Raw genomic sequence first — 22,019 nt, forward strand, 5'->3', positions numbered from 1 at the left:
AATTGTACTAAAATAAATATAAATAACAAAAAGCTGCCTCTCTGAGACAGCCTTTTATTAATAACATTTATATAATTATTTATTCCTCTGTAGCAACTTCGGGCACTTCCATTTCGCCTTCTTCTTCGTCGCCGATTTCACTTTGTTCGTTCACAAGAGCCATTTCTTGTTCGATTGCAGTTTGCAAATCAACAGGTGTAATAAAGTCTTTGGCTTTTGTGTCTTCGGTGCGACGCCCGAAAATATTGCCGACCGAGGAAGTAACAATCATATCCTGATAGTGGCGCAAGCCTGTTCCAGCTGGGATTAGTTGCCCAATAATAATGTTTTCTTTCAAACCAGATAAATAGTCTGTTTTTGCTGCAACAGCTGCATCCGATAGCACTCTTGTAGTTTCCTGGAACGATGCAGCAGACAACCAGCTTTCCGTTGTCAATGCCGCTTGAGTAATACCAAGCAGAATTGGCTCAGAAATAGCCGGTTCAGCTGGACGAAATTCAGCAAGCACTTTCCCTTTGTTTTTGAGGTCGTTATTTACGTCGCGCACCCGACGACGAGAAACAAGTTGCCCTTCGCTGAATTTGCTATCCCCTTTATTAGTAATTACAACCATATTTTTCAGGTTCTGATTTTCGTCGAATAAGCGAATTTTATCTATGTAATCATTTTCGAGGAATGAGGAATCTCCCGAATCTATAATACGAACCTTTTGCAACATCTGGCGAACGATCACTTCAATATGCTTATCGTTGATTTTAACACCTTGCATACGATAAACTTCCTGAATTTCGTTTACCAGATATTCCTGAACAGCATTTGCACCTTTGATACGCAAAATGTCGTGTGGATTGACTGAACCTTCGGTGAGACGGTCGCCCGAACGAACGAAATCGCCATCCTGCACAAGAATATATTTGCCAACTGGGATGCTGAATTCTTTGCGAGTTTGCCCATCCAAACTTGTAACGACAAGTGTTTTCTGACCGCGTTTTTGCTTGTCGAACGACACAATACCGTCAATATCAGTAACAATAGCAGGATTTTGAGGAGCGCGAGCTTCGAAAAGTTCAGTTACTCGGGGCAAGCCGCCGGTGATGTCGCGGGTACGTCCCAAATCGCGAGGAATTTTTGCAAGAGGAGTACCAACGCCGATAAATTCATTATCATCAACTGTAAGTTGAGCACGTGATGGGATATTATATACTTTGAGAATTTTACCGTCTTCGTCAATAATTTCAATCGAGGGCGATTTTGTTTTGTCGCGAGTATCAATTACAACTTTTGTGATGTGGCCGGTTGTCTCGTCGTTAACTTCGCGATAGGTAATATTTTGGACAAGGTCGCGATAACGGACGCGTCCGGTAAATTCAGTGATAATCGAAGCGTTGTATGGGTCCCATTCATAAATCAAATCACCTTTTTTCACTTTTTGACCGTCGCGCACTTTCAGTTCAGCACCATAAGTTGTATCGTAGCGAGTAAGCACGCGATTGGAATCCGGGTCGATAATATTAATTGCACCGCTATGGCTAACAATGATATAGACTGGACCATCCTCGCCTTCGTATGAAATATATTTAATATTCTCAAATTGAACAATACCGTCGAATTTAGCTAAAATGCTTGATTGAGAAGCAATCAGAGCAGCAGTACCACCTGTGTGGAATGTACGCAATGTGAGCTGAGTACCAGGTTCACCAATCGATTGTGATGCAATAGTTCCAACAGCTTCACCAACATCCACAAGTTTGCCAGTAGCAAGATTACGCCCATAACATTTAGCACAAACACCGTGGCGCGACTCGCAAGTAAGCACTGAACGAATAAGAACGCTTTCCAAAGCAGAGGATTCAACTTGCGGACCGTGCTTTTCTTCTATTAATTCACCTTTTTTGATAAGCAGTTCATTTGTGATTGGGTCGTAAATATCTACCAGCGCGACTCTACCAAGAATACGCTCAAACAAAGGTTCTTTAACTTCTTCTCCGTCTTTGAGTGCGGTCATTTCGACGCCGCGGATAGTGCCGCAATCGTATTCGGAAATAATCACATCTTGCGCGACATCGTGCAAACGACGTGTTAAATATCCTGCGTCTGCTGTTTTCAATGCTGTATCGGCAAGACCTTTGCGAGCACCGTGAGTAGAAATGAAGTATTCAAGAATAGACAAGCCTTCCTTAAAATTCGAAATAATCGGGTTTTCGATTAATTCGCCCGTAGAACCGGAAAGCGATTTCTTAGGTTTAGCCATAAGACCACGCATACCAGCCAGCTGACGAATTTGCTCTTTAGAACCGCGTGCTTGAGAGTCGAGCATCATCCAGAATGTGTTAAACCCTTGCTTGTCTTTGGAAAGTTCAGCCGATAATTTATCTGAAACTTTGTTAGTAGCGTTCGACCAGGTATCGATAATTTTGTTGTAGCGTTCGCCGGAGCTAATCACACCATTGCGATAAGCATTCTCGATGCTATCAATTTTTTGTTGCGCAGATGAAATAATTGTCTGCTTCTCTGCCGGGATAACGACATCTGCGATGCTAACCGATAATCCACCATGAGTTGAGTAAGAGAAGCCCAAATCTTTAAGATTATCCAGGAATTCAACTGTTTTTGCAAGCCCAGCCTCGCGGAAGCAAATACCAATGATTTGACGCAAACGCTTCTTAGTGAGAAGCTCATTAATATAGCCGAGTTCTTCGGGAACAATTTGGTTGAAAAGTATTCTACCGACAGTAGTTTCAAGGAATGCACCATTGTGGCGAACTTTAATTTTAGCGTGAAGTTCGACTACTTTCGAGTTGTAAGCAATGATAACTTCATCGAATGAGGAGAAAACTTTACCTTCGCCATTAGCACCGGGGCGCATCTTTGTCATGTAGTAAACACCAAGCACCATATCTTGCGATGGAACAGCGATTGGGTCACCGTTTTGTGTATGCATAATATTATGAGGAGCAAGCATAAGCAGCATTGCTTCCAGCTGTGCTTCGAAGCTAAGCGGAACATGCACAGCCATCTGGTCGCCGTCGAAGTCTGCGTTGAATGCAGTACAGACAAGCGGATGCAACTGTATCGCTTTTCCTTCGATTAGGCGCGGTTGAAATGCTTGGATACCCAGACGGTGAAGCGTCGGAGCACGGTTGAGCAATACTGGATGCCCTTGAATTACTTTCTCAAGAATATCCCAAACTTCATTTGTTTTGCGCTCAACCATTTTCTTAGCACTTTTTACAGTTTTTACGTGTCCGCGTTCGATAAGTTTTCTAATTATAAATGGCTTAAAGAGCTCAACTGCCATCTCTTTTGGCAAACCGCACTCGTGTATTTTTAGTTCCGGACCGACAACAATAACCGAACGCCCAGAATAGTCGACACGCTTACCAAGCAAGTTCTGACGGAAACGTCCAGTTTTACCTTTCAATGTATCGGCAAGCGATTTCAATGCACGCTGCGATTCGCTTCGTACTGCACGGCGGCTATTATCGAAGAGAGCGTCGACTGCTTCTTGGAGCATACGTTTTTCGTTGCGGAGAATCACTTCTGGTGCTTTAATATCTATTAAACGTTTTAAACGGTTGTTTCTAATTATCACGCGACGATACAAATCATTCAAATCGGATGTAGCAAACCTACCACCTTCGAGCGGGACAAGCGGACGCAAATCAGGAGGAGTAACAGGAATGATGTCCAGCACCATCCAGTGAGGTTCGTTTGGAAGTTCGTTGTGTGCCGAGCTGCGGAAAGCATCTAATATGCGAAGTCGTTTAAGGTATTCGGCTTTTTTCTGTTGCGAAGTTTCAACTTTTAATTCGGCTTTAAGTTGTCTGTAAAGTTTTTCTATATCAACGCGTTTCAATAGTTCTTTAATAGCTTCGCCACCAATCAAGGCGATAAATTTATTTGGGTCATCGTCGTCGAGTTCGTAGTTTTCGCGCCCGAGTTGGTCTAAAACATCAAGATATTGCTCTTCTGTAAGTAAGTCTTTTGTTTGCAAGCCGGTCTTTCCGGGCTGTATAACGACATAAGATTCATAATAGACTATACGTTCAATATCTTTTGTTGGCATACCAAGCACAGCGCTAATTTTGCTCGGTAGTGAGCGAAGAAACCATATATGCACCACAGGAACAGCAAGCATAATGTGTCCCATACGTTCGCGGCGGACAGACTTTTGGGTAACTTCTACGCCGCAGCGGTCGCAAACAATTCCCTTGTAGCGAATTCGTTTATATTTGCCACAAGCACACTCCCAATCGCGAATAGGACCAAAGATTTTTTCACAGAAAAGGCCATCTTTTTCGGGACGAAACGAACGATAATTAATCGTTTCGGGTTTTGTTACTTCACCGTGGGAACGATTTAATATATCGTCGGGCGAAGCAATTTTAATTGAGATTTTTTTAAAACCTTTTCTTGGAATTTGCATTGATTGCATTGGATAAACTCCATTTATTTAATTTCTAATTCTTCATAATTAATTTTTATTCAACATACAAATCAAGACACAAGCCTTGCAACTCGCGAACAAGCACGTTGAACGATTCAGGAATGTTCGGGTCGGGCATATTATCGCCTTTGACAATTGCTTCGTATAGTTTAGCACGACCTTGGACGTCATCGCTTTTGACGGTAAGCATTTCTTGCAGTGTGTGCGAAGCGCCGTAAGCTTCCAGAGCCCACACTTCCATTTCTCCAAGACGCTGACCACCGAATTGTGCTTTACCACCAAGCGGCTGTTGAGTAATAAGCGAGTAAGGACCAATAGAACGAGCGTGTATTTTATCTTCAACAAGGTGCGACAGCTTGAGCATATAGATAACCCCAACGGTAACTTTTTCTTCGAACGGTTCGCCGCTGCGTCCATCGTAAAGCACCGACTTACCGTCGCGTGGTAACCCAGCTTTTTCGAGGTAATCTCCCACTTGTTCCCAGGTTGCACCATCAAAAATTGGGGTTGCAAAGTGAATGCCTAATTTAGAACCTGCCCAGCCGAGTGCTGTTTCGTAGAGCTGACCAAGGTTCATACGAGAAGGCACACCGAGTGGGTTCAGCACTATATCAACAGGCATCCCGTCTGGCAAAAATGGCATATCTTCCGGTGGTACAACCTTTGAAACAATACCTTTATTACCGTGGCGACCTGCCATTTTGTCGCCGACCTGAATTTTACGCTTTTTAGCAATATATACTTTAGCCATTTGCAGAATTCCGGGTTGAAGTTCGTCGCCCGCAGCCAATTTATTACGTTCAGAGCGAAACCGAGCCTGTTCGTCGGAACGCTTTTGCTTATAATTTGCAATTAATTTTTTTACAAGTTCGTTTTTGGCTTCGTCTGAAACAAAATTATCGTCTTCGCTTAAAAGTTCTGGTTTCAGAGTGCCGTCGTTGTATTTTTCTTTAATATTAGCGGCTGTCATTTTCGAACCGGAGCGGAAGACAGAGACATTATTAGTTAATTTCATACCAAGTGAAGTTTCGCCGTCTAAAATTTTACCTAAGCGTTTTACGCATTCGTCATCAAGACGCTTAATCACATCGCGTTCAAGGCGATTAAGTTGTTCAGCGCGTTTCTTTTCTTCGGAACGAGCTTCGCGGTCGCCAGTGTGCATACGGCGAGTAAAAAGTTTTGTATTTATTACAATACCTTTTATACCAGGACCCGCTTTGAGCGAAACGTCTTTGACGTCGCCGGCTTTATCGCCGAATATTGCACGAAGCAGTTTTTCTTCGGGTGTTGGGTCGGTTTCGCCTTTTGGAGTAATTTTACCGATGAGAATATCACCTTCGGACACTTTTGCCCCAATGCGGATTATACCGTTTTCGTCAAGGTCTTTGGTTGCTTCTTCGCTAACATTAGGAATTTCGCGTGTAAATTCTTCTTCACCGCGTTTTGTGTCACGCACTTGAAGTGTAAATTCTTCAATATGAACGGAAGTAAATATATCCTCGGCAACAACTCTTTGCGAAAGGATAATAGCGTCCTCAAAGTTATAACCACGCCAGGGCATAAACGCAACAAGCACGTTTTTGCCAAGTGCAAGTTCGCCGCGGTCGGTCGATGCACCATCAGCAATTGGCTGACCTTTCACAACTTTGTCGCCTTTCTTTACAATCGGCTTTTGGTTGACGCAAGTATCTTGGTTAGTTCGGAAGAATTTTGTCAATTTATACTCGACGAGTTCTTTATTTTCGAAACTTATAAGTTTTTCTTCTTCGGAGCGAGTATCTTCGTAGCGGATAATAATTTTGTCAGCAGATACATATTCAACAACACCGTTGCCTTCGGCTAAAAGCAGTGTACGGGAGTCTTTTGCGATACGTGCTTCCATACCTGTTCCTACAATTGGGGCTTCGGTGCGAAGAAGTGGCACAGCCTGGCGTTGCATGTTCGAGCCCATAAGCGCACGGTTTGCGTCATCGTGTTCGAGGAATGGAATAAGCGAAGTCGCAGGAGAAGTAATCTGATCTGTTGAGACATCCATATAATCAACTTGTTCGGGAGTAACGAAAACATAGTCGCCGCTGCGACGTGCGCGAATTTTCTCACCTGCAAGGCGTCCGTTTTCATCAACTGCTGTTGATGCGGGGACTAAAATTAAGCCATCTTCTTTATCTGCTGTTAGATATTCAATTTGATTAGTTACATATCCACTGACAACCTTGCGGTAAGGCGTCATAATAAAGCCAAGCTCATTTATTTTTGCGTGTATAGCAAGCGAGGAAATAAGACCGATATTCGGACCTTCGGGGGTTTCGATTGGGCAAAGCCTTCCATAATGCGTATAGTGAACGTCGCGAACTTCGAACCCTGCACGTTCGCGAGTAAGACCACCGGGACCGAGTGCCGAAGTTCTACGTTTATGGGTAAGTTCGGCGAGTGGATTGGTTTGGTCCATAAACTGGGAAAGTTGATTTGTGCCGAAGAACTGATTAACGACGGAAGTAATTGTGCGGGCGTTAACAAGTTCGGAAGGGGTAAGATTTTCGCCATCGTGAATGCTTAATCGTTCGCGTATAGTGCGAGCCATACGAGCAAGTCCAACGTTGAACTGTGCTTGAAGTTGCTCGCCGACAGAGCGAACACGGCGGTTGCCAAGATGGTCAATGTCATCGCCTGTGTGTTTTGATTCGTGTAGTTTTATCAAATGCTTGATAATCGCAACAATATCTTCTGTGGTGAGAACAGTAACATCGTTTGGGATATTTAGCCCAATTTTTTCATTCATACGAACTCTACCAACAACTCCAAGATCGTAGCGTTTAGAGTTGAAGAATAGTTTTTCGAGCAGGCCAGCAGCAGTTTCGATATCTGGCGGGTCGCTCGAGCGCATTTGACGATAAATTGCTTCCAAAGCTTCTTCGCGGTTGCGAGTAGTGTCTTTTGCAATAGTTCTAGCAATTATAGGTTCGTCTATTGGATCAGTGTAAGAGAAAAATCTCAAAGGAGTAATAGTTGTAGCCTTAAATTGTGCAAACAATTCTTCTGTTAAAATCATATCGCGGGTAGCGATAATTTCGCCTGTGTTTAGATCGACCACATCAGAAGCAATTCTTTTTCCGATGTATGATTCATCTAAATCTTCAGGATCGACATCTATAACAAGCTCGAACAAATCTAAAATTTCTTTGTCGGAAGAAAATCCCAGAGCTCGCAACAGAGTTGTAACGGGGAATTTTTTCTTGCGATCTATGTAAGCATACATAATTTCGTGAATATCGGTGGTAAATTCTATCCACGAGCCGCGGAACGGGATAACGCGTGCGGAATAAATACGCACACCATTTGGGTGCATAGCATCATCGAAGAACACGCCAGGCGAACGATGTATCTGGCTAACTATAACTCGTTCAGCACCATTGATGATGAAGGTGCCACGTTGTGTCATTGCAGGAATATTGCCTAAATATACTTCCTGCTCAATAGCTTCGATATAGTCTTCGGAGTCTTTATCTGCTTTGCTCGATAATCGGAGTTTGGCTTTTAGAGGTTTTGCAAAAGTCAGTTCACGTTCGCGACATTCATCTTCTGTATATTTAGGTTTATCAATCGAATATTCAAGAAATTCGAGTTGGTAAATTGAGGAAGCATCTTCAATAGGGAAATTGTTATTGAAAGCTTGCTGCAATCCAATATTGCGTCGTTTTTTCGGTTGGACATTTTCTTGTAAGAATTCTTCGTATGATTGGAGTTGGACGCCGAGCAAATCGGGATAGAGTGGTGCCCATTTCGTGCGCGAGAAGTTCACTCGCTTACGAAGTCGCACAATATCTTCCGAAGTATCCAGCAGGAAGATATTGCTGGTATCGCTTGTTTTATAATTAACCGGGAGAGCAGATTCAAAATCTTCGCCGATTATTTCCTGAAATTCATTGTTCTCCACAGTAAGCCTCCTCAGAAATTAAATTCATTATAAAAAATAGGATTTTTTGACGTTCCTCATTGTCAGAGCATAAAAAGAACATCAAAAAATCCTACCAACAACTGATATTTTCATTTTTAAATATTTATTGTGCAATTCTTTATTATACTAATAAATAAAATTTGTGTAGCAATCCCACACAAGTTAATTCAAAAAAGTAATTAGCATTTTCTGATTATTATTGCAAAAGATATTATAAACATTTTGCATCATAGCTTCGCAAAAATAAAATTGCAGGAGAGAGAATTTTTGCCTCTCCCCTGCCCAAAAAAACTACTTAAGAGTAACCTTAGCGCCAGCTTCTTCAAGTTTCTTTTTGATATCGTTAGCTTCGTCTTTGTTGCAGCCTTCTTTAACGATTTTAGGGGCGCCTTCGACTAAGTCTTTAGCTTCTTTCAAGCCGAGACCAGTAATTTCGCGAACAGCTTTGATAACGTTAATTTTGTTAGCACCAACTTCAGTAAGCTCAACGTCGAAGTCAGTTTTTTCTTCAGCCGGAGCTTCGGCAGCCGGAGCGCCAGGCATAGCACCAGCCATCATAACAGGAGCTGCAGCAGTAACGCCGAATTTTTCTTCTAAAGCTTTTTTGAGTTCAGCAGCTTCAACTAATGTGAGATTTGAAATCTCTTCAACTAATTTTTCTACTTTTTCAGACATTTTATTAAACTCCAAAAATTATTCAAAAAAAATTAAGCGGCATTTTGTTTTTTTGCGACTTCTTCGATAAGCGAAGCCACATCACGCATAACAGCGTTGATAGAGCCGACAATGCCGGAAATCGGCGAGTTGAGACTGCCAAGAATACCTGCAACAAGGTCCGCACGGGATGGCAGTGAAGCAATAACTTTCAAATCCTTTCCGTCGAAGTACTGGCCTTCGATGAAAGCGGCTTTGAGCTCGAGTTTTTGCTCTTTTTCGTAGAAATCTTTGATAATTTTAGCCGGAGCAACGGCATCGTCATAAGCTAAAATCATAGCTGTCTGACCGAAGAGGCGTCGCTCGGGCAAATCATACCCACCTATTTGGGATAACGCACGCAAGATAAGCGTGTTTTTCGCTACTTTGAAGGCAGAGTTTTTTGATTTGAATTCACTGCGAATTTTATTAATTTCTTCGACAGTGATTTTAGTGAAATCTACGAAATAAATCCCTTTTGCAGACTGCAGTTTCTCGACTAAATCTTCAACTATGCTTTGTTTTTTTTCGCGAGTAATCATAAACCTCTGTCCGTTTTTTGATTTATTTTAACGTTGCTTTCGGGAACAATCGCCTTTTTGAGGCGAAGGAGAAGCATCCCGAACGCAGCGAGTGCGTAATAGGCTTAAAATTTAGAATTTATCAAATGATTGGTCGCTCACAGCAACGCCCGGTCCCATAGTAGAGCTGAAATAAACGCTTTTTACGTATTTACCCTTAGCAGTAGCAGGTTTAGCACGCATAATGCTCTGGTAGAAGGCATTAACGTTTTCAGCAAGTTTTTCAGGTGGGAAGGAGCATTTGCCAACAGCCGCGTGAATATTACCGGTTTTGTCGACACGGAATTCAATTTTACCGGCTTTTAGTTCAGCAACAGTTTTAGCAACATCAAAAGTAACTGTGCCGACTTTCGGGTTTGGCATTAAACCACGCGGACCAAGAATACGACCAAGCTTACCGACTTCTCCCATAACATCGGGAGTAGCAACAACGACGTCAATATCAGCCCAACCGCCTTTAATTTTTTCGATGTATTCTTCCAATCCGGCGTAGTCTGCTCCTGCGTCCAAAGCTTCTTTATCTTTTGGAGGCTTGCAGAGAACAAGTACTTTAACTGTTTTACCAGTGCCGTGGGGAAGAGATACAGTCCCGCGAACCATTTGGTCTGCTTTACGTGGGTCGACGCCTAATCTCATAGAGATTTCAAAGGATTCGTCGAACTTCGCGGTGGCATTTTTTTTGACGATATCAATAGCTTCGCTAACGTTATAAAGTTTATTTCTATCGAAGCTACTGACAAGTTTCCTGTACCTTTTTCCTCTTTGTCTCATTTCAATCTCGTAATTAATTATTCAACAACATTGATGCCCATACTTCTTGCAGTTCCTTTAATCATGCTAACGGCAGATTCGATGGAAGTGCAATTGAGGTCATCCATTTTAATTTTAGCAATTTCTTCGCATTGAGCGACTGTAACTCTGCCGACTTTAGTTTTGTTTGGCTCGGCTGAACCTTTTTGCAAACCTGCTGCTTTCAGAAGCAGAACAGGTGCCGGAGGCGACTTAATGATAAAAGTGAAGCTTTTATCAGTATAGTAAGTAACAACCACTGGCAATATTGTTCCCTGCTGTTTAGCGGTTTTGGCATTGAACTGCTTAACAAATTCCATACCTGCCAAGCCTCTCTGACCAAACGCCGGACCAACAGGTGGAGCCATAGTTGCTTCGCCTGCCTTGAGTTGGAGTTTGAATGTTCCTGCTACTTTCTTAGCCATTTTACTTTTACTGAATGTGAAAAATACGTTTATTTATTCTCTATTTCGACTTGGCTGAAGTCAAGTTCCACTGGGGTTTTACGCCCAAGGATACCAACTTCAACTTTCATCTTTTGCTTTTCGTAATTTATTTCTTTGATTGTTCCGCTGAATGTGTTGAATGGTCCATCTATTACGCGAACCGGGTCCCCAATTTCGAATTGAGTTACCACAGTTTCTATGTCTTTTCTTTCTTCAACTCGTCCCAGGATTCTTTTGATTTCGTCCGATTGCAACGCCTGAGGCTCGTTTTTACGACCGACAAAAGCAACTACCGAGGGCAAAGATTGGATAATTTCGCGAGTTTTCTTATCTAAAATTGCTTTGACAATTATATAGCCAGGCAAAAAGTTTTTCCGACGAGAGCGACGTTTGCCACCACGCACTTCATATACAGTTTCTTCGGGTATAACAACCTCTAAGATTTTATCTTTCAGGTTCAGACGCTTTACTTCGGCTTCAATATTCTGCTTGACGCGAAGTTCGTGTCCGGTGAAAGTACGCAAAGCATACCAGCGAGCTTCGGTAGCGGAGCGTTCGTCGTCCGACAATTTTTGTGGTGGTTCGACGCATTCTTCCTTTTTGCGTTCCAAAGCGGAGAAATCAAGGTCGTCGTTGCTGTCGGTTTGAGCGCTTTCGCCAAGCTGTTCAATGTTTTCGTATATATCGTCGATATTCATATCGCTTTGATTTTATTTAATTAAAAAATCGCTTTCATAATTGCCGTCAAAGCCTGGTCGACAACTAAAATGAAAAGTGTAATAACCAAAGTAACTCCGATAACGACTTTGGTGGATTCCTTCAATTGTTCCTTTGTAGGCCAAGAAACCTTTTTCATCTCGGCAACAACTTCATTAACAAATTTTTTAATTTTAGCAACCATAACACATTCTCATTTACAAATAAAAAAATTTCGGCAAACGCAAATGCTTGCCTTAAATTTAATTGCACGGGTGGTAGGACTCGAACCCACAGCCAACGGTTTTGGAGACCGCTACTCTACCAATTGAGCTACACCCGTACTTACAAAATCCTTCAGCAGAGCTGATGACCGGGATTGAACCGGTGACCTCATCCTTACCAAGGATGTGCTCTACCAACTGAGCTACATCAGCGTTTGCTTCGCCCGAGCGGGAAACGGGACTCGAACCCGCGGCCCTCAGCTTGGGAAGCTGATGCTCTACCAGCTGAGCTACTCCCGCTTCTATGACAAAAAAAGCGGCTTCGCTAATTCCACAAGAATTATTTATTTTTACGCCGCTATCTCTTCGAGCTGAGCGGGAGACGAGACTCGAACCCGCGACCCTCAGCTTGGAAGGCTGATGCTCTACCAACTGAGCTACTCCCGCATAATTTGTTTTCATAGTGGGCAGGGAAGGATTCGAACCTCCGTAGGGCGGAGCCCAGCAGATTTACAGTCTGCCCCGGTTGACCACTTCGGTACCTGCCCGAACGATTTAGGAATACAAAAATACAAACATTTTTTTTATTTGCAAAACTTTTTTTGTTTTTTACTATTTTTTTATTTTTTTTTCGATTATTTCAATTAGTTTCTTTTGTTCTTCTACTTATATTTGTTTATTCTTTTATTTGTGTGATTACTCTTTAAATGCTTAAAAATACATTTTACCACAAGCAATTTAGTCAAATCTAAACATACAAAATAAGATTAACTAAATTTCGTCTATTTATTATATTCTCTAAATTTTCGATATGATGTATTTCTCATTTTTAATTAGTGTGCTTTTGTATATGGCGAACAATACCGAAACAGCCAAAATCTCCGTCCATGCTTTGCACAACACTGTTGCAGCAGGCGATAGCACGTGGGTTGCTATTGGTATTACACCAAAGGACGGGTGGCACACATACTGGGCAAATCCAGGTGATGCTGGTTTGGCAACAACTGTTGAGTGGAATTTGCCAAAGGGTCTCTCCCTGGTCGATACCATCTGGCAAACTCCTGAAATTATTGAAACAGAAGAAATTATTTCTTATGGCTTTCATCATACGCACTACATTTTCTATAAACTGGCGATTCCTGATAAATTAGATAATCAAAATTTCGAGATTATTGCTACTGTCAAATGGCTTGCTTGCAAAGAAAAATGCTTGCCGGGAAAAGATACAGTTAGTATTAAACTTTTTTCGGGCAATCGTAGTGAGATAAACAGTAATTTCTCTAAAATTTTTGGCAATATTCCCAAAAGAATTAGCAATCCTTTGCGAACATCAATCAAAGATAATTATTTACAAATCGAAATCAACGAAGAATTAAAAATATCTGACAAAGCAAGATTTATTCCTTATATCGAAGGAATAATCGACAACTCAGCAGATCAATTTTTTCAAGGACGTTCATTGCTTGTTCGGCTCGATGCTTTTCACGGGGAAATTCCTAAAGAATTCAAAGCTTTGATAATTGATAACGAAATCTCTTACGATGTTTTAGTAATCTTTTAATAAAAGGAGGATTTATGAATTCATTCTTGGGATTATTTGCAATTATTTTCTTTGGCTTTGCTCTGACAAATTTAATTGCACAAAACAAAGCTGAAATCGATAAACCTGCTCCGGACTTCGAGTTGACTGATGTTAACGGCACAAAGCATAAACTTTCGGACTCCCGCGGCAAATATGTTGTGCTCGAATGGATAAACTTCGATTGCCCATTTGTTAAGAAACACTACGACAGCGATAATATGCAAAAATTGCAAGAAAAATACACTAAGCAGGGCGTCATCTGGCTTGTTATTTGCTCGTCGGCACCCGGCAAAGAAGGAAACTTGCCGAAAGATGAAATTAAGAAACGTGCTGAGAACTACAAAGCGAAATTCACAGCGTATTTAATTGACGAAAGAGGTGATGTCGGACATATGTATTCAGCAAAGACAACTCCACATATGTATATTATCGACCCGCAAGGAACGCTCATTTACGCAGGAGCAATCGATAGCATTCGCTCAACAGACAAATCTGACATCGATAAAGCGGAAAATTATGTTTCGAAAGCACTCGGTGAAGCTCTCTCGGGCAAATCCGTCTCGACTAAGGTAACTCAACCTTACGGCTGCTCGGTAAAATATTAAACATCTATCTATAATTTCTTGTAGAGCCGCAAAGCATTGCGGCTCTACAATATTTTTCCATCACACCTTGTCTTGTAGAGACGCAAGGCATTGCGGCTCTACATTTTTGATTATTAATTATTCGAAAAAAAAATTCCCAATATGTTTTAGTAAATTCTTAATTTTGTTTTTTTAATATATATTTGGGTTGATAAAATGAAAGTTGGCGTTATTGGGCTTGGATATGTTGGGTTGCCACTTGCAGCAGCAATTCAGAAAAAGACTGATTATAATGTTGTCGGATTCGATCTTTCAGAGAAAAAAATTGAGAAAATAAAGAATAAAATTTGCCCAATTGACGACCATCAGTGCAAGCAAGACTTAAAAGAAATCACATTGCAAGTATCGGCAAGCGACGAAATACTTAGCGGATGCGATATTTTCATTATATGCGTGCCAACACCTGTTTTAGACGACTATACTCCTGATTTGCAACCTGTTAAAAATGCAGTTACAAACGTTTCGAAATATTTAAGAAAAGGGAATTATGTTGTGATAGAATCAACCATAAATCCCGGCGTTTGCGACGAAGTTGTTATCCCAATGCTTGAAGAAGCGACACATTTGAAAGCAGGATTTGATTTCGATGTTGCCCATTGTCCTGAACGTATAAATCCCGGCGACCCACACTGGAACGTTTACAATATTCCGCGAAATATTGGTTCGACTCGCCCACAAACAACACGCTTTCTTGCAGATTTCTACCGACGGTTCATCGATGCCGAAATCAACGAAATGCCAGATCTGAAAAGCACCGAAGCAACGAAAATTATTGAAAACACCTTCCGCGATATCAATATTGCTTTCGTCAACGAACTTGCAAAATCGTTCGATGTGCTTGGGATTGATATTCTCACTGTAATTAAAGGTGCGTCGAACAAACCATTTGCATTTATGCCACACTATCCCGGATGTGGTGTTGGTGGACACTGCATCCCAGTTGATCCGTACTATTTGATTGAAAGAGCAAGCAAAAGCGGTTTTGACCATAAGTTCCTGAAAATTGCCCGTGAAATAAATAATTCTATGCCTGCTTATACAATTGAATTGCTTGTGAATGCTCTCAACGAATATACTAAACCTATAAAAAACACACCAATCGGACTCCTTGGGCTATCCTACAAAGCAAATGTCGGTGATTTGCGTGAAAGCCCAGCACTGAAAATTATGAATATTTTGCAGCAGAAAGGTGCTGATTTAATTGTTTTCGATCCATATTTCTCTGAAATGAGCAACGTAAGTAGTTTGGACGAAATCTTAGAAAAATCATATGCAATTGTAATTGCAACAGACCATAGAGAATTTAAATCATTAAATTCTGAAATCCTTACAAAAAATAATGTAAAAATAGTAATTGACGGAAAAAATTGTTTAGATAAAGAAGAAATTCGCTCAAGTGGTATTTATTACAAAGGAATTGGTCGGTAATGCGAGCAGTGGTCCAAAAAGTTAGCAGCGCAGAAGTTTTAATTAATGGAAAATCGAATGGCAAAATTGGTCGCGGCGTTTGCGTTTTCATTGCAATGAAGGAAAGCGATAGCGATAAAACTATCGAGTGGATAACTCAGAAAATTTTAAATCTACGTGTATTTCCCGATAATGAAGGCAAAATGAACTTATCGGTTTCGGACATAGGCGGCGAAATATTGATAATATCCAACTTTACTCTTTACGGCGATTGCCGCAAAGGAACACGTCCAAGCTACACAGATTCTGCCCCACCTTCCATCGCCGAACCATTATACGAAAAGTTTGTTCAGCATTTCCGTTCATCAACCAATTTGAAGGTTGAAACAGGAATTTTCGGTGCTATGATGGATGTGCGTTTGCAAAATGACGGTCCTGTTACACTGATTATAGATAGGGATTAGTGTATGGGAAATTTAGTATTAATTGGTGTAGTCGGCAATTACTTTGGCTACAAAGGAGAATTTAATTTTCTTCTGGAATACAAGAAAATTGAAGCACTTCCAGATGGCTTTAAAGTAAAAATTGGTTACTCTCCAAACTTTTCCAATGAGTACACAATCGAACGCTTTCAGAAAAAAAATAATCGAGCAATAGCCAAGCTAACAGAAATTAACAATAAAGAAGGCATTGAAAAACTTCGCGACCAGGGTATTTTCGCCGACGAAGAAGAAATACAAAAGTATAATGATGAGTTTGTTTCAAGCAATACAATTGTTGGTTGCAAGGTAATTAATATAGCAAATGGAGAAGCATTAGGAGAAATCGTCGAAGTTTGGGAATTACCTGCAAATGATGTATGGCTCGTTCAGACAGAATTTGGCGAACTACCTTTGCCCGTAATCGACGATGTAGTAGTTGAAGCAGATTTTGCAAGTAAAATCGTCAAGATAAATATAATAGACGGACTTTTGGATTTGACACACAATCGAGGTGCAGTTGATGAGGATTGATATTATATCGGCTGTCCCGGAATTAATGAAGTCTTATCTTCAAGGTAGCATACTGAAAATTGCACAGGAGAAAAATCTGGTAGAGATACAATTGCATAATTTGCACAATTATGCAATTGACCGCTTTCGCCATATCGACGACACACCTTATGGTGGAGGCGCCGGAATGATAATCAAGTGCCAACCTATATTCGATTGCATCGAGAAACTTCAAAGCAAACGTTCGTATGACGAAATAATTTACGTATGCGCCGATGGGTATCCACTAACGCAATCAGTTTGCAATGAATTATCATTGAAGCAAAATATTATTATACTTGCAGGGCATTACAAAGGAATAGACCAGCGGGTGCGGGACTATTTCGTTATGCGCGAAATTTCGATTGGGGATTATGTGCTAAGCGGGGGAGAATTACCAGCATTGGTGTTAACTGATGCGATAGTTCGCTTGATACCGGGAGTAATTGGCAATGCAGAATCTGCATTAGAGGACTCGTTCCAAAATGGATTGCTCGAACCGCCACAGTATACTAAGCCGTCGGAATTTCGCGGAATGAGCGTACCTGAAGTGCTGCTCTCAGGCAACCACGAACGTATTCGCCAATGGCGTGAGCAACAAGCCTTGGAAAAAACTCGCCTTCGTCGTCCCGATTTGCTGGGAGAGGGATAATCACCAAAATTTTTTCTTACAATTTATTTCTCTCTTATTTGTTATAGATAATATATTTTTTCGTCTGCGAATTCTATGAATTACAATCATACTAATTTTTTTGACAAATATAAGGATTTTGCTACTAAACTCGTTGTTTGCAACGATTTGCGTTCGCTTTTCGGCACTGTCGATAAACTCGTCAATGAAATTTGCGATTATGAATATATGGTGCTGTATTACTACACTCCACATTCTGATAGATTAATCGCTGTTACAACAAAAGGTCTTACCAAAGAGGAAAGATTTATTGCTCAAAAAACAGCTATGCAGCGAGCGCCTGGTCGTTGCTTACGAGCCAAAGAAATCATCTATATCAAAGAAGCAGACAGCGAAGCTTACGAACTCCAAAACAAATTTGTAAAACCTACGCTGCTTAATTCGAGGCTATACATTCCCTTGATTAACAATAATCAAGTGCTGGGTGTTTATTCGCTTGCAAGCACAAAAGTTGATAATTTTTCCGACGAAGTAATAAATGCTATTTCCTTTATTACAAACATAGCTGCTGTCATCTACAAAAAAATAATCGATACCCGCGATCTGGGAAGAATTAACAAACGTCTTGAAGAAATTAATCGAAACTTCTTTTCACAAAAGCTGCAATCAATTGGACAGCTTGCCGCCGGTATTGCCCACGAAATTAATACTCCGCTGCAATACATAAATGATAATCTTGACTTTTTAGAGCATTCCTACGAAGCATTATCAAATTTTGCTTCAAGCATTTATGATTTGATTAATGATTGGGAAACATACAATTGGAGCGATGCCCGAAACATAATAAAAAGGAACATAAAAGAAACTGATATAGATTTTTTCCTCTCAGAAATTCCGGTCGCGATCAGTCAATCCCAGGATGGTATTTTGAAAATCAGTAAAATTATAAATACAATCAAAAACTTCTCGCAAGTTGGGATAAAAGAACAATCTTTTCTCAATATTAATCGGACGCTCGAAGATGTTGTGCTAATCACTCGAAACGAATGGAAAAAAGTTGCAGATGTAAATCTAATTTTACACAACGACTTGCCTGTTATCTATTGTTACGCTGACGAAGTCAATCAAGTGTTGCTGCAATTTTTGCTCAATTCAATTGATGCGATAAAAGAAAAAATCCAGATTGACAAAGATTATACTTTCGGCAAGATAGAAATTTCCACTTGCTTTGACGACAAATATATCGTAATTCAATTTGTTGACGATGGGATTGGCATACAAGAAAAGCATTTAGACAAGATTTTTGACCCATTTTTCACAACAAAGCCGCCTGGCAAAGGAACAGGTCAGGGACTTGCAGTTGCCCACAATGTCATTTGTAGCAAACTTGGTGGTGATATTTTTGTCTCATCAAATTATTTGAAAGGAACAGAATTTATTATTAAATTGTCATTCGAATAATTCTTTATTAGAGCATTGTTATGGCAAATGTTTTGTTTGTAGACGACGAAGAGTTTATTCTGCTTGGGTTGAAGCGACTGGTTAAAAGTGCGTCAGATGTTATCGATGCTGAATTTGCAACATCTGGCAAAGAAGCACTCGACAAAATAGCCACCAAAAATTTCGATATTATCATTACTGATTTATATATGCCTGAAATTGATGGTGTGAAACTACTTGAATTTGCAAAAGAAACTCAACCTAACGCTATTAGAATTATGATGACAGGACACTTTAATTCTGAGATTGAAAAATTCAAAAACGGATTTGCTCACATAGTTCTCTCAAAACCTGTTAGTTACAAAATGTTGTTGAATACTATTAGCGACTGCCTATCCAAAAAAGAAGAATTGCTACAACAATGAACAAAAAAATTCTCTTCGTTGATGACGAAATAAATGTTCTGCACGGTTACAGACGAAATCTAAGAAGTCTATTTGATGTTCATACAGCTAATAGTGGCAGCGAAGCTCTGAAAATAATCGCCGGACATGGAGATTTTGCAGTTATCATTTCCGACTACCGTATGCCAGAAATGGACGGAATTGAACTGCTTCACAAAGTTAAAGAAATTTCACCCGATACAATCCGAATTATTCTCACTGGATTTGCAGATATGCAAATTGCCATCGAAGCAATCAACGAAGGCAATATTTTCCGCTTCCTTACAAAGCCATTGCCAACAGATAAACTTATAAACTCGATTAATGACGCACTCGAGCAATATAGACTCATCACAACAGAAAAAGAACTAACGAGAAAACTCCAAGAAGCTTACGACACAATCAAACGAGACTTAGAAACCGCCGCCGAATTGCAACGCGAGTTTTTACCTCAGAACAATGTTTCCTACGGCGACTGCCGATTTAACTGGATATTTGTGCCAAGCGTGTTTGTCTCGGGCGATACATTTAACTTTTTTCCTTTAAATAATAGATATATTGCTTTTTATATAGTTGATGTAGCTGGCCACGGTTTGCCTGCGGCGTTTCTGTCTGTTTCGCTTTCCCGTTCATTAAGCCAAGATACAGGCAAGAAACTTTTGCTCGACGAGAAAACCGGCAATTATGTTTTGCCATCGATTGTTATTAAATCACTAAACGAACAGTTTCTTTCGCGTGGGAAAAATGCTGAATACTTCACTATGCTATATGGCATTATCGATTTAATCGAAGATAAAATAATATTCTCGCAGGCGGGGCATCCAAACCCATTTCTAATTAAAGCCGGAGGCAAAGCTGAAATGGTTGCTTCTCGTGGCTTCCCAGTTGGTATTTTGCCCGAAGCTGAATACTACGACCAAGTTATTCCATTCGAAACTGGCGATAAATTCATCATCTATACTGACGGTATAACCGAATGCGCCGGAGTTAAAAACAAAATTCTCATTCAAAACAAACTTATTGATTTCCTAAACAATCATTCAAATAACAACTCCGAGATTATGCTTCGCTCGATTGTCCCCGAACTTAAGGTCTGGACAAACGGGGAAGAATTCTATGACGATCTCACAATGCTAATAATCGAAAGAAAACTGTTTTAGATACGTTTAAAACTTTTGTCCAATTCGTGTAAACTAATTTCCAGAACAACGGGTCGACCGTGCGGGCATACATACGGCATTTTGCACTGCATAAGATTGCGCGCAAGATGCAACATCTCGTCTGGCGAAAGTTTCTGCCCCGTTTTCACTGCCGAGCGACAAGCAAAACTTGCAGCAAGGCTGTCCCGCTTTGTGCTGTGCTTTATTTCAAGCAATTTCACATATTCGCTCAAAATTTCGGAAAAACTCGAAATAGCATCACTTTCGGGAATGTCCAGAGGGACGCTCATTATTTCAATTTTGCCATCAGGATATAAATTAAAGTCGAAGCCAAGTTTTCGTAATTCTTGGTCAATCTCTCTTGCAATTGCTATTTGTGAGGGTTCAATTACTGAACTTATGGGGAAAAGCAACACCTGCATATTTGAAAAATCTGAGTTCATCGCACGCAAAGCTCTTTCGTAGAGTATTCGCTCATGTGCATTATGTTGGTCTATAATAAATACACCTGTGGGGCTTTGCATCAATATATACTTATTGTGAATTTGCAAAAATTGCGCGTCATCGTTAATTTCAATTCTGTCTTTGGGCGTCTGAAAATCGCTTTTCGAGGCAGCATCGAAAAGCAAATCAAAGGCACTTCTACTGCTTTGCTCGGAATTGCTAAAACGGCGTTCGAGTGGAGGTCGCCAGTTGGAAGTTTGCTTAAATGCAAAACTTTCGGTTAATACCTCGCCTGTCTTTCTATCCACAAGAATATTTTCTCGAGAATTATCCTGCACATCGAAACGAACGAACGGGCTGTTATCTAATTTCTCAACCTTGTGAGCGGTAGTAAAGTTATATTTTGCAAGTACTTCTGAAACTGAACGATGTAGAGCTGAAAAAATTAATTTCTCATCGTCGAACTTAACTTCATGCTTTTGAGGATGTATATTTATATCAACTTTTCGTGGATCAATCACAATATTGATAACGTAGAAAGGTTTGTAATTTTTTTCGAGTAAATGCTCGAAAGGAGCAAATATTGCATAATTCAAGTTTTTGCTAACAACTGGTCGGTTGTTCACAAATAGATGCTGATAATTCCCCGTAGGACGAGCCGCTGCTGGCTTGCCGATAAATCCATGGATTAAAACCAAATCGTTAGAAAATTCAACTTTTGCAATTTCATTAGCAATATTCTCGCCGAAAACGTTCTTAATTCGCTCTTCCTGGCTCGAAGGGTGCAAATCATAAACCAAATTATCTGAATCGTAATAAACTAATCTCTTATCGTAGTGAATTACCGCAAATCTTGTTACTGTTTCTGTAATATAGCGGTATTCGGTAATGTCTGATTTAAGAAATTTTTTTCGAGCTGGCACATTAAAAAATAAATTTCTGACAAAGACTTGAGTGCCATTGTCGCACTTGACAGGTGAAATTTGAAATGTCTGATTTGGTTCGGACCGCAGCGACCAACCGTGTTCATCTTGTATTCGTTTGGTGCGGATTTCCATCGAAGCAACAGCAGAAATCGAAGCAAGCGCCTCGCCGCGAAATCCATAAGTTTGTATTTGCTCTAAATCTTCTTGCGTAATTATCTTGCTTGTAGAATGCCGCAGAGGTGCAAGTTCCAAATCTTCACGGCTCATTCCTTTGCCGTTGTCCAGAACATGAATAAGAGTCTTGCCCGAACCTTTGACAACTATTCCGATAGAGGTAGCACCTGCATCAAGCGAGTTTTCAACTAATTCTTTGACAACAGATTCGGGGCGCTGAACGACTTCACCTGCTGCAATTTGGTTTGCAATATATTCAGGCAAAATCTTTATTTGGTTACTTTGTTCCATATGATAGTAGACGAT

General features: G+C 40.5%; 18 protein-coding genes and 5 tRNA genes. 9 read left to right on the forward strand and 14 right to left on the reverse strand.

The window, feature by feature from the left end:
* Positions 1-79: 79 nt before the first annotated feature.
* The 13 genes from rpoC to AC6QZF_RS02115 form a co-directional block, all read right to left on the reverse strand.
* Entirely contained in the window at positions 80-4,435 is a 4,356-nt protein-coding gene (gene rpoC / locus AC6QZF_RS02055; protein WP_499798221.1) for a DNA-directed RNA polymerase subunit beta', read from the reverse strand.
* A 46-nt stretch (positions 4,436-4,481) separates the two neighbouring features.
* Complete coding sequence (rpoB, locus tag AC6QZF_RS02060; RefSeq protein WP_499798252.1) at positions 4,482-8,264, reverse strand: DNA-directed RNA polymerase subunit beta; 3,783 nt, start codon at positions 8,262-8,264, stop codon at positions 4,482-4,484.
* Positions 8,265-8,693: 429 nt separating this feature from the next.
* Positions 8,694-9,077 carry a 50S ribosomal protein L7/L12 gene (rplL, locus tag AC6QZF_RS02065; RefSeq protein ID WP_498369500.1) on the reverse strand — a complete coding sequence of 128 codons (384 nt, stop codon included), beginning with the start codon at positions 9,075-9,077 and terminating at the stop codon, positions 8,694-8,696.
* 32 nt (positions 9,078-9,109) lie between these two features.
* A complete protein-coding gene (rplJ, locus tag AC6QZF_RS02070) occupies positions 9,110-9,637 on the reverse strand; it encodes a 50S ribosomal protein L10 (protein ID WP_499798222.1) in 528 nt (175 codons plus the stop codon).
* Positions 9,638-9,748: 111 nt separating this feature from the next.
* Positions 9,749-10,447, reverse strand: a complete 699-nt coding sequence (rplA, locus tag AC6QZF_RS02075) for a 50S ribosomal protein L1 (protein WP_499798223.1) — start codon at positions 10,445-10,447, stop codon at positions 9,749-9,751.
* A gap of 17 nt (positions 10,448-10,464) precedes the next feature.
* On the reverse strand, positions 10,465-10,890 hold the full coding sequence (gene rplK, locus AC6QZF_RS02080) for a 50S ribosomal protein L11 (protein ID WP_499798224.1): 426 nt from the start codon (positions 10,888-10,890) through the stop codon (positions 10,465-10,467).
* Between the two features lie 29 nt (positions 10,891-10,919).
* Positions 10,920-11,609, reverse strand: coding sequence for a transcription termination/antitermination protein NusG (gene nusG, locus AC6QZF_RS02085; RefSeq protein WP_499798225.1), 690 nt, complete (start codon positions 11,607-11,609; stop codon positions 10,920-10,922).
* Between the two features lie 20 nt (positions 11,610-11,629).
* The gene (secE, locus tag AC6QZF_RS02090) at positions 11,630-11,812 is read right to left on the reverse strand and encodes a preprotein translocase subunit SecE (RefSeq protein ID WP_498369496.1); all 183 of its coding nucleotides are present in this window, start codon (positions 11,810-11,812) and stop codon (positions 11,630-11,632) included.
* Positions 11,813-11,877: 65 nt separating this feature from the next.
* A tRNA-Trp gene (locus AC6QZF_RS02095) sits at positions 11,878-11,950 on the reverse strand.
* Positions 11,951-11,971: 21 nt separating this feature from the next.
* Positions 11,972-12,044 (reverse strand) — tRNA-Thr (locus tag AC6QZF_RS02100).
* A 14-nt stretch (positions 12,045-12,058) separates the two neighbouring features.
* A tRNA-Gly gene (locus tag AC6QZF_RS02105) sits at positions 12,059-12,131 on the reverse strand.
* A gap of 74 nt (positions 12,132-12,205) precedes the next feature.
* Positions 12,206-12,278, reverse strand: a tRNA-Gly gene (locus tag AC6QZF_RS02110).
* 17 nt (positions 12,279-12,295) lie between these two features.
* Positions 12,296-12,379: transfer RNA gene (locus AC6QZF_RS02115), tRNA-Tyr, on the reverse strand.
* Positions 12,380-12,681: 302 nt separating this feature from the next.
* On the opposite strand from AC6QZF_RS02115, the gene AC6QZF_RS02120 reads away from it, so the two are divergent.
* From AC6QZF_RS02120 to AC6QZF_RS02160, 9 genes are all read left to right on the forward strand, one after another.
* A complete protein-coding gene (locus tag AC6QZF_RS02120; protein WP_499798226.1) occupies positions 12,682-13,392 on the forward strand; it encodes a protein-disulfide reductase DsbD domain-containing protein in 711 nt (236 codons plus the stop codon).
* Positions 13,393-13,406: 14 nt separating this feature from the next.
* Positions 13,407-14,018, forward strand: coding sequence for a thioredoxin family protein (locus AC6QZF_RS02125; protein ID WP_499798227.1), 612 nt, complete (start codon positions 13,407-13,409; stop codon positions 14,016-14,018).
* Between the two features lie 195 nt (positions 14,019-14,213).
* Complete coding sequence (locus AC6QZF_RS02130) at positions 14,214-15,485, forward strand: nucleotide sugar dehydrogenase (protein WP_499798228.1); 1,272 nt, start codon at positions 14,214-14,216, stop codon at positions 15,483-15,485.
* Entirely contained in the window at positions 15,485-15,928 is a 444-nt protein-coding gene (gene dtd / locus AC6QZF_RS02135) for a D-aminoacyl-tRNA deacylase (RefSeq protein WP_499798229.1), read from the forward strand. The genes AC6QZF_RS02130 and dtd overlap by 1 nt, the downstream gene beginning before the upstream one ends.
* 3 nt (positions 15,929-15,931) lie before the next feature.
* Entirely contained in the window at positions 15,932-16,477 is a 546-nt protein-coding gene (gene rimM / locus AC6QZF_RS02140; RefSeq protein WP_499798230.1) for a ribosome maturation factor RimM, read from the forward strand.
* Positions 16,467-17,147 (forward strand): tRNA (guanosine(37)-N1)-methyltransferase TrmD, encoded by a 681-nt coding sequence (gene trmD, locus AC6QZF_RS02145; protein ID WP_499798231.1) that lies wholly within the window; start codon positions 16,467-16,469, stop codon positions 17,145-17,147. The genes rimM and trmD overlap by 11 nt, the downstream gene beginning before the upstream one ends.
* Positions 17,148-17,222: 75 nt before the next feature.
* Positions 17,223-18,587, forward strand: coding sequence for a GAF domain-containing sensor histidine kinase (locus tag AC6QZF_RS02150; RefSeq protein ID WP_499798232.1), 1,365 nt, complete (start codon positions 17,223-17,225; stop codon positions 18,585-18,587).
* A gap of 20 nt (positions 18,588-18,607) precedes the next feature.
* Positions 18,608-18,991, forward strand: a complete 384-nt coding sequence (locus AC6QZF_RS02155) for a response regulator (protein WP_499798233.1) — start codon at positions 18,608-18,610, stop codon at positions 18,989-18,991.
* A complete protein-coding gene (locus AC6QZF_RS02160) occupies positions 18,988-20,169 on the forward strand; it encodes a PP2C family protein-serine/threonine phosphatase (RefSeq protein ID WP_499798234.1) in 1,182 nt (393 codons plus the stop codon). Before AC6QZF_RS02155 ends, AC6QZF_RS02160 begins: the two co-directional genes overlap by 4 nt.
* Here the strand turns inward: AC6QZF_RS02160 and mutL are convergent.
* Positions 20,166-22,004, reverse strand: a complete 1,839-nt coding sequence (gene mutL / locus AC6QZF_RS02165) for a DNA mismatch repair endonuclease MutL (protein WP_499798235.1) — start codon at positions 22,002-22,004, stop codon at positions 20,166-20,168. The genes AC6QZF_RS02160 and mutL overlap by 4 nt on opposite strands.
* Positions 22,005-22,019 lie beyond the last annotated feature (15 nt).

Origin of the sequence: Eximiradius sp. (assembly GCA_937127445.1) — a bacterium.
Classification (GTDB): Bacteria; Bacteroidota; Ignavibacteria; order Kapaibacteriales; family UBA2268; genus JAKIZO01.

What these genes read in the sequence shown, in the direction of transcription:
- AC6QZF_RS02125 (WP_499798227.1), top strand. Translation starts at nt 13,407, where the DNA reads ATGAATTCATTCTTGGGATTATTTGCAATTATTTTCTTTGGCTTTGCT.
- AC6QZF_RS02130 (WP_499798228.1), top strand. Translation starts at nt 14,214, where the DNA reads ATGAAAGTTGGCGTTATTGGGCTTGGATATGTTGGGTTGCCACTTGCA.
- dtd (WP_499798229.1), top strand. Translation starts at nt 15,485, where the DNA reads ATGCGAGCAGTGGTCCAAAAAGTTAGCAGCGCAGAAGTTTTAATTAAT.
- AC6QZF_RS02150 (WP_499798232.1), top strand. Translation starts at nt 17,223, where the DNA reads ATGAATTACAATCATACTAATTTTTTTGACAAATATAAGGATTTTGCT.
- AC6QZF_RS02120 (WP_499798226.1), top strand. Translation starts at nt 12,682, where the DNA reads ATGGCGAACAATACCGAAACAGCCAAAATCTCCGTCCATGCTTTGCAC.
- rplA (WP_499798223.1), bottom strand. Translation starts at nt 10,447, where the DNA reads ATGAGACAAAGAGGAAAAAGGTACAGGAAACTTGTCAGTAGCTTCGAT.
- trmD (WP_499798231.1), top strand. Translation starts at nt 16,467, where the DNA reads ATGAGGATTGATATTATATCGGCTGTCCCGGAATTAATGAAGTCTTAT.
- rimM (WP_499798230.1), top strand. Translation starts at nt 15,932, where the DNA reads ATGGGAAATTTAGTATTAATTGGTGTAGTCGGCAATTACTTTGGCTAC.
- mutL (WP_499798235.1), bottom strand. Translation starts at nt 22,004, where the DNA reads ATGGAACAAAGTAACCAAATAAAGATTTTGCCTGAATATATTGCAAAC.
- rpoC (WP_499798221.1), bottom strand. Translation starts at nt 4,435, where the DNA reads ATGCAATCAATGCAAATTCCAAGAAAAGGTTTTAAAAAAATCTCAATT.
- rplK (WP_499798224.1), bottom strand. Translation starts at nt 10,890, where the DNA reads ATGGCTAAGAAAGTAGCAGGAACATTCAAACTCCAACTCAAGGCAGGC.
- secE (WP_498369496.1), bottom strand. Translation starts at nt 11,812, where the DNA reads ATGGTTGCTAAAATTAAAAAATTTGTTAATGAAGTTGTTGCCGAGATG.
- nusG (WP_499798225.1), bottom strand. Translation starts at nt 11,609, where the DNA reads ATGAATATCGACGATATATACGAAAACATTGAACAGCTTGGCGAAAGC.
- rplL (WP_498369500.1), bottom strand. Translation starts at nt 9,077, where the DNA reads ATGTCTGAAAAAGTAGAAAAATTAGTTGAAGAGATTTCAAATCTCACA.
- rplJ (WP_499798222.1), bottom strand. Translation starts at nt 9,637, where the DNA reads ATGATTACTCGCGAAAAAAAACAAAGCATAGTTGAAGATTTAGTCGAG.
- AC6QZF_RS02155 (WP_499798233.1), top strand. Translation starts at nt 18,608, where the DNA reads ATGGCAAATGTTTTGTTTGTAGACGACGAAGAGTTTATTCTGCTTGGG.
- AC6QZF_RS02160 (WP_499798234.1), top strand. Translation starts at nt 18,988, where the DNA reads ATGAACAAAAAAATTCTCTTCGTTGATGACGAAATAAATGTTCTGCAC.